Raw genomic sequence first — 12,861 nt, forward strand, 5'->3', positions numbered from 1 at the left:
GCGTCAGCGGGCGGGGAACCCGCCGTCGCCGTGCCGCCCGCCGTCCGCCTCACCGCGCACGCACGCCTCGTACGCCGCCCGGTGCACCGCGCGGGCGATACGGGCCCCCCACACCGACCGGGGCCCGGCGAACGACTCGGCGGCCCGGCCGGGGACGGGGCGGGCGGCGGCGACGCAGACCGCGTCGGTGGGCGTGCCGGAGGCATCGAACCCGGCGTCGCGCAGCGCCTGCACCTTCGCCTCGGTGGCGGTGGCGACGGCGTTGACGAGGGCGGCGTCGCACAGGGGCACGGGAACCGACACGACGATGTTGATGGTGCCCGCCGGGGAGGGTCCCGGGCGGCCGGGAGCGGGTACCGCGGCCCAGCCGCGCACTCCGAGACCCGCCGTGACCAGGGCCACCACACCGTCGTCCGCCGCGCAGCCCCGGTCCGCCACCCGGGCCGCCGTCATCAGCCCGACACCGTCCCCGTGTACGCCGAGCGAGGCCGCCATCGCGGCCAGGTGCGCCGCCGGGTCGCGGCGCGGGTAGCCGGGCGGGACCTGTGCGTTGAGCACCCACTCGCGCTCGGCCAGGCCCCCGCCCAGGACGGCGGTGGAGATCATGCGCATGCTCTCGCCGGGCACCCACAGCAGCATCGGCCAGGCGGTCCCGTCCTCCTCGCGGGTCAGCAGCGGAAGGCCGTCCAGGGCGGACAGACGGGACGGGTCCGGCCGCTCGGGCAGGCCGGTCGGGGTGGCGGAGGCGACGGCAGGCATGCGAGGCACCCTAATCGGTGGCCCTGTACCCGGCGGCGACGGGGGCGGGCGGGCGCCCACGGTCATGACGGGGTTCACCGCGCGGACATCGGCCCGGGCCGGCGCCGGGCACCGCCGGGGTTCCGGTGGCGCGCGTCCGGGCGGCGCCCGCCCGCTCTCGGCGCCGCCCGTGCCGGCGCACTCCGGCAACCACGGCGCCGGCACGGGTACGCCTCCGCCTCGCGCACCCGGGTGCCCGCCCGTGCCGCTGTCAGGCGCCGGCAGGCAGGCCCACGGCGAGCGAGCCCCCGGATCTCGTAGCCGCCGATGGCGTCCTTGAAGGAGACGCGGGGCGGTGCCGTCATCCGGATGCCGTCGAGCGCGAACAGACGGCTGAGGAAGACGTCGGTCTCCAGCAGGGCGATGTGCGCTCCGGGGCACCGGTGGGCCCCGTCACCGAAGGAGAGCCCCACCGGTCCGGCGCCGGACCCCATGGCCCGGCCCGGCCGGAGGCACAGCGGGTCGCGGCCCGCGACGCGGGGATCGGTGTTGGTGTCGTCGAGACGGAGCTCCACGACCTCACCGGGCCGTATGGCGAAGGGCCCGTCGTCCGTGGGCAGTTCCAGTGCGGTGACCGCCCGCCGGCGAAGCCGCGCTACCACGGGTTCCAGGCGCAGGATCTCCTGGAGGACGGCCAGGCGCCCGGACTCCTCGGCCGCTCGGTAGTGTGCGAGCAGCCCGGGGCCGGTGAACAGATGCCAGGCTGCCAGGGAGACGAACTCGCGCGTGGTGACCATGCCTGCCGCGGCGAAGGTCAGGCACTCGCCGAGGATCTCCGCGTCCGAACAGCCCTCCCCGATCAGATGGGAGATCAGGTCGTCGTGTTCCCGGCGGCGGTGCGCGCGGATCGCGGGGCGCACATCGGCGAGATGGACGCGCAGCCAGTTGGCGTTCTGCCGCACCAGCCAGGACAGGCCCCGCAGGCTGGTCAGACCCGGCTCGCCGAACTCCTCGGGGAAGAAACGCTCCAGCCTCCGGCGGATGCCGGGCCTGCCGTACCGCAGACCGATCACCTCGCTCACCACGCCGATGGCCAGCTCGAAGGCGAGGTCGGCGAGCCGGGCCTCGCCCGCCGCGCGCAGGGACGCGAGCTGTTCCTCCGCGATGCGCGCCATCAGGTCGCGGTAGTGCTCGTCGACCCGGCGGGGCGTGAAGAAGCGCGCGGTCTGCCGGCGGTGTTCGAGGTGTTCGGGGCCGTCCCGGTACAGCACCGGACGGCGGACGCGCCGCGGCAGCTTCTCCACCGTCTCGACACCCAGACCGGCCTGGACGGTTCCGGGGCTTCGCAGGAGCGCGCGGGCGACGGCGTGGTCGTGCACCCGCCAGGTCCCGTCGGCCGCCCGGGTGACGGGGCATCCGGGACGCTCCCGCCCCCTGTCGGCCTTCCGCGCGGTGCCTTCGTGGTCGCGCACCGGGCCCACCTCCTCGGTCACCGTGCCGGGCGGTGCTTCCCGCCGCCGGCCCCGGCGGCGTGCTCCCCAGCATCCGGCACAGGCCGCCGGGTGGTCCAGACCCCGGAGCGGCCGGGGCACCGACGGCCGCGGACACGGCGACGGGGCCGCCTGGCCCAGCGGCCAGGCGGCCCCGTCGTCGCGGAAGGGCTCCGGGAAAGGCGGGCCAGGCGTCAGCCGACCGGCGCCGCCGGACCGCTGTCCGCCGGCGACGCGGCCTTGCCCGGCCGCGCCGCCTCCGGCGTACCGGCCGTCACGCCGTCTCCGGCGGCCCCGGAGGACTCCTCGGCGAGACGCTCCATGCCGCTGGTGGTCTTCAGCGGCTTCTCCTTGAGGAACACCACGGCGATCAGCGCCAGCAGGGCGAACGGGGTGGCGATGAGGAACAGGTCGGCCGTGGCCACACCGTAGGCGTGCTCGACGATGGACCGCATCGGGGCGGGCAGCGTGGTCATGTCCGGCACACTGGACTCACCGCCCGAACCGCCGCCGGCCGCACCGGCGATGCCGGATTCACTCAGCCCCTTGGCCATCTCGTCGGCGACCCGGTTGGCGAGGATCGCGCCGAGGACACTGGTGCCGATGGTGCCGCCCATGCTGCGGAAGAAGGACAGCACGGAGGTCGCCGCGCCCAGTTCGGCGGCGGGGACGTCGTTCTGGGCGGCCAGCACCAGGTTCTGCATCAGCATGCCGACACCGACGCCGAGCACGGCCATGTACAGGCTGAGCAGGGCGAAGTGCGTCTCCGCGCCGATCGTGGACAGCAGCCCGAGGCCCACGGTCATCACGACCGCGCCGGCCACCAGGTACATCTTCCACTTGCCGGTCTTGCTGATGATCTGGCCGGCGACGGTGGAGGACACCAGCAGGCCCAGGATCATCGGCAGGCTCATCAGCCCGGCCACGGTCGGGGACTTGCCCAGGGAGACCTGGAAGTACTGGGAGAGGAAGACGGTGCCGCCGAACATCGCCACGCCGACCAGGAGGCTGGCGACGGTCGTCAGGCTCACCGTGCGGTTGCGGAAGATGCCGAGCGGGATGACCGGCTCCGGGGTCCGCGCCTCGACGAACACCGCGGCGACGAGCAGCAGCACGCCGCCGACGGTCAGTACGGCGGTCTGCCAGGACGCCCAGTCGAACTGGTTGCCGGCGAGCGAGACCCAGATGAGCAGGGCGCAGACGCCCGTCACGATGAGGAGGGCGCCCAGGTAGTCGATCTTCACCTCGCGCCGGACGGTGGGCAGGTGCAGCGTGCGCTGCAACAGCGCGATGGCCAGCAGGGCGAACGGCACGCCGATGAAGAAGCACCAGCGCCAGCCGAGCCAGGAGGTGTCGACCAGTACGCCGCCGACCAGCGGGCCGGCCACGGTGCCGACGGCGAAGACGGCACCGAAGATGCCGGCGTACTTGCCGAGCCTGCGCGGCGGGATCACGGAGGCCATGACGACCTGGGCGAGGGCCGTCAGACCGCCCGCGCCGATGCCCTGGACGACACGGCTGAAGATGAGCAGTCCGACGCCGTGCGAGAAGCCGGCCAGCAGCGAGCCGACGACGAACATGCACAGGGACAGCTGAAGGAGCAGCTTCTTGTTGTAGAGGTCGGACAGCTTGCCCCACAGGGGCACCGTCGCGGTCATGGCCAGCAGTTCCGACGTGACGACCCACGTGTAGGAGGACTGGCTGGCACCGAGGTCGGCGATGATCCGGGGCAGCGCGTTGGACACGACGGTGCCCGCGAGGATGGCGACGAACATACCGGCCATCAGGCCGGACATGGCCTGGAGTATCTGCCGGTTGGTCATGGAGGTGGCGGGCGCCTGGTCGGGCGCCGGGGGTGCGGTCACGAGATCTCTTTCGACGGTGGTTCGGTGGGGCGCGCGGGCCGGGGCACCGACGGGGGCGTCGGTGTCCGGAACGCGCGTGACAGACAGGGGGGCGGTGGCCGCCGGCCGGTGGACCGGCCGGCGGCGGGGTCACCGCGTGGGAGGCGCCGGCAGCCCGGCGGCCAGGAGGGAGAAGGTCTCCTGGAACACGCCGGGGAAGGAGAGTTCGTCCTGGCGGGCGCACCAGTGCTCCAGGCTGACGCGGACCGCGGTGGTCGCCACCGCGGCCAGCAGCCGGGGGTAGAGGTCCAGGGCCGCACGCCGTTCCTCTTCGGTCGCCGCCTCCGGCGAGGGCGCTGCGGCCTCGGCGGACGCGGCCCTCGTCGCCGGCGCGCCGCGCGAGGAGCCGGAGCCGGCCCGGATGCGTTCGGCGACGGCCTCGGCCAGTTCCGTCTCGTCCGCCATGTGCGCACTGATCTTGCGGACCAGGAGGTGGGGGGAGGCGCGCAGCACGTCGGCATGGAGCAGCCACAGCTTGTGGCGCTGTTCCGCTTCGGCGAGCTCCGCCCCGATGGCCTCGCGCACGGCGTCGAGGGGCGAGAGGGCGGCGGGGGCGTCGAGCACGGATCGGCGGACGCGGGCATGGGAGTCGGTGTCGATCGCGACGAAGGCGTCGTCGCGGGAGTCGAAGTAGTTGAAGAACGTCCTCACCGAGACCCCCGCCGCGGCGCTGATGGCCTCGACGGTGACCTTCTCCACCCCGTGCTCCGCCGCCAGGCGTACGGCGGCCTCCGCCAACGCGGCACGCGTCGCCCGCTTCTTCCGCTCGCGCAGGCCGCCCCCGGCGGCATTCCTCCCCGACATAGGTTGCATGCTATGCAAAGATGCACGGCATGCAAAATTCCGCCCGGGGTGCCGTCCGGTGAGGCCGGCGGCTGTTGCCGGCGGGCCTGATGGAGCCGGTGCGGGACGGCGGTGGCGCTGTCCGGCAGGGTGGCGCGCCGGTCGGCGTCGTCGGGGTGCTCGGGGGCGGCGGGGCTCCGGCCGCGATTCAGCGCGGGATGGTGAGCGAGCCGCCGCCGGTCGCGCGGTGGGACGGCGGCGGGGCGACAACCCACCCGGCCGGGTCCCGCCTTCCGCCCGTACCGGCGGGGGCCGGCGCCGTGCGGACAGGGGCCGGGCGGCGCCGCGTTCGGCCAAGCGGCGTCCGGCCCGACGGACGCGCGTTTGGCGCGGGAAGGAGGGGCAAGGCGGTGTGCATGACGGAACCGAACAACGACACGCAAGGGAAGCGCACTTCGGCCCAGACGAAGGCCCGGCGCACCGCCGACAAGGCGGCCGGCGGGGGCTCACGGGCCGCGAAGAGTGCCGCCTCGGCCGCCGATGAGGCGGCGTCGGCGGCCAGGACGGGAGCCCGCCGGCCGGCCGAGGTCGCGTCCGGCGCCGCACAGACCGCGGTCAAGGGCGTCGAGGCGGGGCGCCGGGCGCTCGCCACGGTCCCGGGCCGGGTCACCACCACGGCCCAGACCGCCTGGACGGTGATCTCCCACCGGAAGCTGATCGCCGCCGGAGCGGCGGCCGGTGTGACGGCGCTGAGCGCGGTCTCGTACGCGGCGGGCCGCCGCTCGGGCCGCCGCGCGCTCGGCCCGCTGACCCGGCTCGCCGGCGGACGCATCTGACGCGTGGTCGGCATGGCCCGCCGGCCGACGGCGGGCCATGCCGACCGGACGCGGCCCGGGTCCGGAGGGGACCCGGGCCGCGCCACGGCGGTGAGCGGTGCCGTGCCGGGTGTCAGGCCGTGGCCGCGGCGCCCTGAGCCGGTGCGTCCTCGGCCCGGCGCGGCAGGGTCAGCACGGCCAGGAAGCCCAGGACCGCGATGGCGGCGAAGAAGTAGAAGCCCCAGGGATGGCCGATTCCGGCGGTGACCAGGGCCCCGGTGATGGACGGGCCGACGATGGAGCCGATCCGGCCGATGCCCGAGGCCGAGCCGAGCGCGGTGCCGCGCACGGCGGCCGGGTAGAAGTTGGTCACGTAGGCGTAGACCAGCACCTGCGCCGAGAAGACGAACACACCGGTGAGGAAGACGACCGTGTTGAGCAGCAGGTCGCTCTCCATCTTGACGCTCAGGCAGGCCAGCATCACCACGGAGATCCCGAACCAGCCGAGCGTGGTGCCCTTGATGCCCCGCAGGTCGGCGACGAACCCGCCGAGGACCAGGCCGACGACACCGCCGATGTTGAGGACCAGCAGCTGGGTGACGGCCGTCGGGACGGGATAGCCGGCGTCGTTCATCAGCTTCGGCAGCCAGGTGTTGAGGCCGTACACCAGCAACAGCCCCATGAAGGAGGCCACCCAGATCCCGACGCCCGCGCGCAGATAGGCGGGCTTGAGCAGCTCGGTGAAGGGGACCCGCTTCGCACCGGTGGTCTGCCTGGCCTGGACGAACGCCTCCGACTCCGGCAGCCGGAACCACTGGATGACGGCGACGGCGAAGCCCGCGACGCCGAGGACGTAGAACAGGATCTCCCAGTCGTCCGTGACCTGGAGGGCCAGCAGGGACGTGATCACGGCACCGGTGTGGTAGCCGGTCATGGTCAGTGTGCTGGCCCGGGCGCGACGGCTGGCCGGCATGTGCTCGGCCATCATCGTCAGGGACACCGGCATACAGGCGCCCAGGCCGAGGCCGGCGAGGAGGCGGAGCACGGCGAACATCGTGACGGAACCGGCCAGCGGCACCAGGATGGTGAACAGGGAGAACACCACCACGGAACCGATGAGCAGCAGACGCCGCCCCAGCCGGTCGGCCAGCGGGCCGACGCAGACCGCGCCGATGGCCACGCCCACCAGGGAGAGGGTCGCGATGGTGGTCGCGTCACCCGCGGTCATGCCGAGGTGATGCGTCTTGAGCAGAGTCGGGATGATGGCGCCGAGGACGACGAGGTCGTACCCCTCGAGCATGACGGTGATCCAGCACAGGGCGACGGTCCAGGCGCCGCTTCCGCGGCTGCCGGCCGGTGCCGGCGTTCTGGGCGAGGTGACGGATCTCATGAGGACATTCCCCTCAAGGGCGGCTACGGGAGACGGGGACGGAGGTGATGAAGGGGACGAGGGGGTGAGCGCGAACGCGGGGGTCAGAACGGGTAGTCCGCGATGTCGGGGCGGACCGTGAGCCACTGGGTCTCGGTGAACGCCTCGACGTTGGCGGCGGCGCCGCCGAAACGGGACCCCGTACCGGAGTTCTTGACTCCCCCGAAGGGCGCGTTGGGCTCGTCGCTGACCGTCTGCTCGTTGATGTGGACCTTGCCGGAGTCGATCCGGTCGGCCAGCTTCATCGCGGTACCGACGTCCCCGAGGATGCCGACCGACAGCCCGTACTCGCAGTCGTTGACGATCCGCGCGGCCTCCTCCAGCGTCGAGAAGCCGATGACGGGCGCGACGGGGCCGAAGATCTCCTCCCGCCACGCCGGCATGCCGGTCGTCACTCCGGTCAGCACGGTCGCCCGGTAGCAGGCGCCGGCGATCTCGCCGCCCGCGGCGACGGTCGCCCCCGCGGCGACGCTGTCGGTGACGATGCGGTGCACTCGCTCCAGCTGGCGCCGGTCGATGATCGGGCCGAGCGCCACGTCCTCGCGGGCCGGGTCACCGACCGGCAGCGCCTCGGCCTTCGCGGCCAGCGCGGCCGTGTACGCGTCGAGCAGCGACTCGTGCACGATGTGACGGCCGGTCGTCATGCATATCTGACCCTGGTGCAGATAGGAGCCGAACGCGCCCGCGGAGGCCGCCTTGGGCACATCGGCGCCGGGCAGAACCACCAGCGCGTTGTTGCCGCCCAGTTCAAGGTGGGCCCGCTTCAGCAGCCGCCCGGCCCGCTCGCCGATGGCGCGCCCGACCGGCGTGGACCCCGTGAAGGAGACGACCCGCACCTCGGGGGCCTCCACCACCGCCTGCCCCACCGAGCCGTCGCCCGGCAGCAGATGCAGGACGCCCGCCGGCAGTCCGGCCTCCTCGAAGACACGCGCGATGACGACGCCGCCGCTGACCGCGGTACGCGGATCCGGCTTGAGCAGCACGGCGTTGCCGAGGGCGAGCGCGGGCGCCACCGACCGCAGGCCGAGGATGAGCGGGAAGTTGAAGGGGGCGATCACGCTCACCACACCGGCCGGGCGACGGCGCGCCAGGGACCAGCGGGCCTCCTCGGAGGTCAGCACCTCGCCCTGCGGGTGCGTGGGCAGCGCCGCGCACTCGAAGCACTCGCCCACCGCGAGCCGCGCCTCGAAGCCGGCCTTGGCCCGTACGGAACCGGCCTCCCTGATCAGCCAGTCCTCGATCTCCGCGGCGTGCTCGGTGAACAGTTCCCCGGCCCGCCGCAGCACGGCGGCCCGCTCCTGCGGAGAGGTCGCCGCCCACGCGCGCTGCGCCTCGGCGGCGCGGGCGGCCGCGCGGCCCACGTCCTCGGCGGCCGCCAGGCCCACCGTGCCGAGCCGGTCCCCGGTGGCCGGTTCGACCACCGGGTGCTCGACGGCGGAGTCCCGCCAGCCGTCGCTGAAGAACCTCTTGCCCCAGACGGCGCTGTCCAGGAGTGTCATCGGCTTGCCCTTCCTCGGTACTGCGTCGGTGATGAGTTGATGGCGCCGGTCGTGAACCGGCGGGGGCCGGTGCCGCCGGCCCGGCTGCGACGGGGGCCGCCGTGCGCGCCCTCGCGTCACGAGGGCGTGGTGACCGCCGTGTCCACCTGGAGCAGCCGGGGGTGGTCCGGCCGCTCGGCGAGGGCGGCGCGCAGGTCCCCGGCCCCGGAGACGTGCCGGGACGGGACCCCGTAGCCCTCCGCGATGCGGGTGAAGTCCAGACCGGGGATGTCCAGTCCCGGAGCGTCCGGCACGCCGAGGAGGCCGCCGAACCAGCGCAGCGCCCCGTACGTCCCGTTGCGCAGCAGGACGAACGTGACCGGGATCCGGTGCTGGGCCGCCGTCCACAGCGCGGTGATGCCGTAGTTGGCCGAACCGTCCCCGATCACGCCGACGACCGGGCGGTCCGGCTGGGCCATGGCGACCCCGACCGCGCCGGGCAGCCCGAACCCGAGGCCGCCGGCCGCCGGGAAGTAGTAGGAGCCCGGCCGGCGCAGGTCCATCTGCCGCCACCACGCGGAGTTCGTCGACGTCGACTCGACCACGTACGCGGTGTCCCCGGGCATCTCGTCGCGCAGTGCGGCGAAGACCTCCTCCGGGTGCAGCCGGGGCCCTTCGGCCGTGCGCGGCTCGGGCGCGGACCGGTAGGCGCCCACCGGCGCGGAGGGGGCGCCGAGTTCCTTCATCAGCAGATCGATCACCGCGCCCGGGTCGGCGACCAGCGCCTCGCCCATCGGGGCCCGCGCGGCGGCGGAGGCGTCGTCCGTCACCTGGATCAGCCGGGTGCCCTCGGGCAGATAGGGACCGGGAAGGTGCTCGTGGTAGCGGAACACGGGCGCTCCCAGCACCAGCACCAGGTCGTGGCCCTCCAGCGCCCGGGAGACGGGCGCGATCCCGGCGGGCAGCACCCCGCGGAACAGCGGGTGGCGGTTGGGGAAGGGGAGCCGGAACAGGGAGGGCGCCGCCCACACCGGACCGCCCAGGCGCTCGGCCAGCCGGACCGCGTCGTCGAAGAGGCCGGCCGAGTCGATGTCACCGCCGAGCACCAGCACGGGCCGCCGGGCGGTCGCGACCTGTTCGGCCAGCAGGCGGCCCTGCTCGCCGGCGGGAGCCGCGGCGCGCTGCACCCGCCGGTCCAGCACCGGCAGGCCGTTGGCGCCGGCCTCGGCGTCCCAGTCGTCGTACGGCACGGAGAGGTAGGTCGGCCGCCGCTGCAACCGCGCCTCGAAGACGGCCTGCGCCAGCGCGCGCGGCACGTCCTGCGCGCACGCCGGCTCGGCGGCCCAGCCGACGAGGGGCTTCATCAGCGCCGGGGCGTCGACGTTGGCCAGGTTGGCCTCCGGGCCGACGGCGGACCGCACCTGCTGCCCGGCGACGATCACCAGCGGGGTCCGGGAGGCCACGGCGTTCGTCAGCGCGCCCATCGCGTTCCCGGAGCCCGAGGCGGCGTGCAGATTGACCAGCACCGGGCGGCCGCTGGCCTGCGCGTAGCCGTCCGCCATCCCGAGAACGGCACCTTCGTGCAGCCCGAGGACGTAGCGGAAGCCGTCGGGGAGGTCGGCGAGGAAGGGGAGCTCGTTGGAGCCGGGGTTGCCGAAGACAGTGGTGAGCCCTTGGCGCTCCAGGAACTCGTGGGAGAGGCGACGCACGGATGGCACTGACGTTCCTTTCCAAAAGTGATGCCGGACACGCTAAGGAACGCCGTGACATGGGCACCAATAGATGTTCCGGCGGCCCGATATAGAGTCCATCGATATGGGGACCTTCGACCTCAATCTCGCCCGGGTCTTCGTGCTGCTGTACGAGACCGGCAGTGTCACGGCCACCGCGGAGACGCTTCACGTCACCCAGCCCACGGTCAGCTACAGCCTGGCCAAGCTGCGCCGTCACTTCGGTGACGACCTGTTCCGGCGCACCGGGCGCGGACTGACGCCCACCGCCGGCGCCCGCCGGCTGTACGAGCCGCTCCAGCGCGCCCTGGCGGAGATCGACGGAACGATTCGGCAGGCCGATGACTTCGACCCCCGGACCATGGCGGGCCGGTTCACGATCGCTCTGTCCGACCTCGGGGAGGCGACCCTTCTGCCGCGCCTTCTGGCGGCGGCCCGCGAGCGGGCGCCCAGGGTGTCGTTCACCGTCCGGCCGCTGGACGTGGACGACGCCGAGCGGCAGCTGCGCCGCGGTGATCTGGACGCGTTCGTCGCCACCCCGGTGCTCACCTCGCACCGGACCGTGCGCATCCCCCTGTTCCACGAGCGCTACGTCGCCATGGTCGCCGCCGGTCACCCCCGGGTCCGGGGCGAGTCGGTCACCCTGGCGCAGCTGGAGACCGAGCACCACGCGACGGTCTTCGGCCCGAGCGGGCATGTGGTGCCGCGGGCCGTGCTGGCGATGCACGGCCTGCTGGACCGCGTGGTCGTCGACGCGACCCGCTTCTCGATGCTGCCCTACCTCCTGGAGCACACCGACCTGGTCGCAATCGTCCCCGAGTACGTCGGGGAGGTCCTCACCGCCTCCCGGCCCCTGCGCCTGGTACGGCTGCCGTTCGAGACCGAGCCGATCGAGGTGGCTCTCTACGCCCGGCACGAGTCCTCGCGCAGCCCCTCGCAGCGGTGGCTGGTCCGGTTCATGGCCGAGGTGCTGGGCACCCGGGTGAGCCCTTCCCAACTGCCCCCGTCCGCGGGTCACCTGCCGCGGCCGGTCCTCTGACCGGCGGGACGCGGGGGACGGCCACGCGGCCGCGTGCGGCCGGACCCGGCCCGCACCGCCGCTGCGCCGCGACGCCCCGTCGCGGCGGTCCGCCCGCTCCGGCCGGCCGCCGCGGGCGGGGCGGCCCTCACCGGGCGGGCAGCGGTCCGCGCTCACGCAGCCGCCCCAGGCGCGTCAGCGTCCTCGCGGCGGCACCCGCCAGCCGGGGCCGGTCGCGCACGAACCGGCGTGCGAGCCGCGCGGGTTCGCGCCCCAGCAGGTAGGCCGCCCCGCCGGGCCCCGGACGGACCACCGCACCCTCGTAGACGGGGATGTCCCGGGTCTTGAACGAGTCCTTGTAACGGGCCGGTCCACTGCCCAGGTCGACCATCTCGGTGCCCTCGGCCGCCGCGGCCTCCAGCATGCGCAGGTGCAGCAGGAGCCCGGGCGAGTAGCGGCCGTAGGCACGGTCGTACGCCGGGAACCACCAGGACAGCACCGTGGGCGAGCACAGCCCGAAGTGCGCGGCCACCGGCCGGCCGGCGGCGTACAGGACGGACAGCACACCGCGGCACTCGGGGTCCTCCCCCTGGGCGAGCAGTTCCACGAGCCGGGTGATCCACTCCTGCGCGAACCGGTCCCGGCGACCGGTCCGCCGGTACTGTGCGGACTTCCACCGCATCAGCGCCCGCAGCGCCTGAGGGTCCCGGGCGCCGTGCACGAACCGCACCTCGCCGACCTGCCGGGCCAGCTTGCGCTCCTTGGCCAGGGTCTGCCGCAGGAAGCCCGGCGACTTCTCCCGCAGCCGCTCCCGGTACCGCTCGAACCCGTCGCCGAGGTCGACGACGGGAGAGGCGAGTTCCGCGACGGCGTGCGGCACGAACGGCCGCTGGCCGGCCTCCAGGTTGTCGAACTCCCAGGACGACAGCCCGCAGGCCCGCAGCAGCCTGCGCGCGTCCAGGGCGACGCCGGGGCGCAGGACGGCGCCCTGACTGTCCGACACGCCCAGTCCGATGGCCCGGCCCTGTCCCCACCGCCCCTTCTCGTAGGGGAAGAACCCGGCCGGAACCCCGTCCTCCGTCAGCACCGCGACCCTTGCCCCCGGTCTGACCCGCCCGACGGCCGTGGCGAACACCGGATCGAGGAACGGGTTCGCCGGCGCCCCGGACTCCGCCCGCATCCCCCTCCACGCCTTGTGGTCGTCCGGGCTCAGTTCGTGCGGACCGAGGACGAGAACGCGCTTCCCAAGCAACTTCCGCCTCCTGTGTCGTCGACATGCCGGACACGCACCAGGCCCGCTCAGCGGTGCCTGCCGGAGCCGGCGGGCACCCGGACCGCACGCGGGCCCCCGATCGGTACTGCCGTCACTCAGCAGCGAAACGTCCGCAACGCGGCGCCACGGGGATCGACGCCCGCCCAGGGCGCGTACGCCGACCTCACGGACACCATCCGGTCCGTCCCGGGCCCGGCGTCGGC

At 74.1% G+C, this 12,861-nt stretch carries 10 protein-coding genes; 2 read left to right on the forward strand and 8 right to left on the reverse strand.

Annotation, left to right across the window (positions count from 1 at the left end):
* Positions 1–3 precede the first annotated feature (3 nt).
* The 4 genes from AB0L74_RS18750 to AB0L74_RS18765 all read right to left on the reverse strand — a co-directional run bounded on the left by AB0L74_RS18750 (position 4) and on the right by AB0L74_RS18765 (position 4,945).
* Positions 4–639, reverse strand: a complete 636-nt coding sequence (locus AB0L74_RS18750) for an adenosylcobinamide amidohydrolase (protein ID WP_365653172.1) — start codon at positions 637–639, stop codon at positions 4–6.
* A gap of 194 nt (positions 640–833) precedes the next feature.
* Complete coding sequence (locus tag AB0L74_RS18755) at positions 834–2,210, reverse strand: cytochrome P450 (protein ID WP_365652925.1); 1,377 nt, start codon at positions 2,208–2,210, stop codon at positions 834–836.
* Positions 2,211–2,422: 212 nt separating this feature from the next.
* Complete coding sequence (locus AB0L74_RS18760) at positions 2,423–4,051, reverse strand: MDR family MFS transporter (protein WP_365653175.1); 1,629 nt, start codon at positions 4,049–4,051, stop codon at positions 2,423–2,425.
* Positions 4,052–4,222: 171 nt separating this feature from the next.
* Positions 4,223–4,945: a TetR family transcriptional regulator gene (locus AB0L74_RS18765; RefSeq protein ID WP_365652928.1), complete on the reverse strand. Its 723-nt coding sequence runs from the start codon at positions 4,943–4,945 to the stop codon at positions 4,223–4,225.
* A gap of 386 nt (positions 4,946–5,331) precedes the next feature.
* Between AB0L74_RS18765 and AB0L74_RS18770 the strand changes: the two genes are divergently transcribed.
* Entirely contained in the window at positions 5,332–5,751 is a 420-nt protein-coding gene (locus AB0L74_RS18770) for a hypothetical protein (RefSeq protein ID WP_365652931.1), read from the forward strand.
* Between the two features lie 112 nt (positions 5,752–5,863).
* Here the strand turns inward: AB0L74_RS18770 and AB0L74_RS18775 are convergent, their stop codons facing one another.
* The 3 genes from AB0L74_RS18775 to mdlC form a co-directional block, all read right to left on the reverse strand.
* Entirely contained in the window at positions 5,864–7,120 is a 1,257-nt protein-coding gene (locus tag AB0L74_RS18775; RefSeq protein ID WP_365652934.1) for an aromatic acid/H+ symport family MFS transporter, read from the reverse strand.
* A gap of 83 nt (positions 7,121–7,203) precedes the next feature.
* Positions 7,204–8,658: a benzaldehyde dehydrogenase gene (locus tag AB0L74_RS18780; protein WP_365652937.1), complete on the reverse strand. Its 1,455-nt coding sequence runs from the start codon at positions 8,656–8,658 to the stop codon at positions 7,204–7,206.
* 116 nt (positions 8,659–8,774) lie between these two features.
* Positions 8,775–10,355, reverse strand: a complete 1,581-nt coding sequence (gene mdlC / locus AB0L74_RS18785) for a benzoylformate decarboxylase (protein ID WP_365652940.1) — start codon at positions 10,353–10,355, stop codon at positions 8,775–8,777.
* 97 nt (positions 10,356–10,452) lie between these two features.
* On the opposite strand from mdlC, the gene AB0L74_RS18790 reads away from it, so the two are divergent.
* A complete protein-coding gene (locus tag AB0L74_RS18790; protein WP_365652944.1) occupies positions 10,453–11,406 on the forward strand; it encodes a LysR family transcriptional regulator in 954 nt (317 codons plus the stop codon).
* 127 nt (positions 11,407–11,533) lie between these two features.
* Here the strand turns inward: AB0L74_RS18790 and AB0L74_RS18795 are convergent, their stop codons facing one another.
* The gene (locus AB0L74_RS18795; RefSeq protein WP_365652947.1) at positions 11,534–12,637 is read right to left on the reverse strand and encodes a GNAT family N-acetyltransferase; all 1,104 of its coding nucleotides are present in this window, start codon (positions 12,635–12,637) and stop codon (positions 11,534–11,536) included.
* Positions 12,638–12,861: the final 224 nt, after the last annotated feature.

The organism is Streptomyces sp. NPDC052020 (genome assembly GCF_040680575.1).
Taxonomy (GTDB): Bacteria; Actinomycetota; Actinomycetes; order Streptomycetales; family Streptomycetaceae; genus Streptomyces.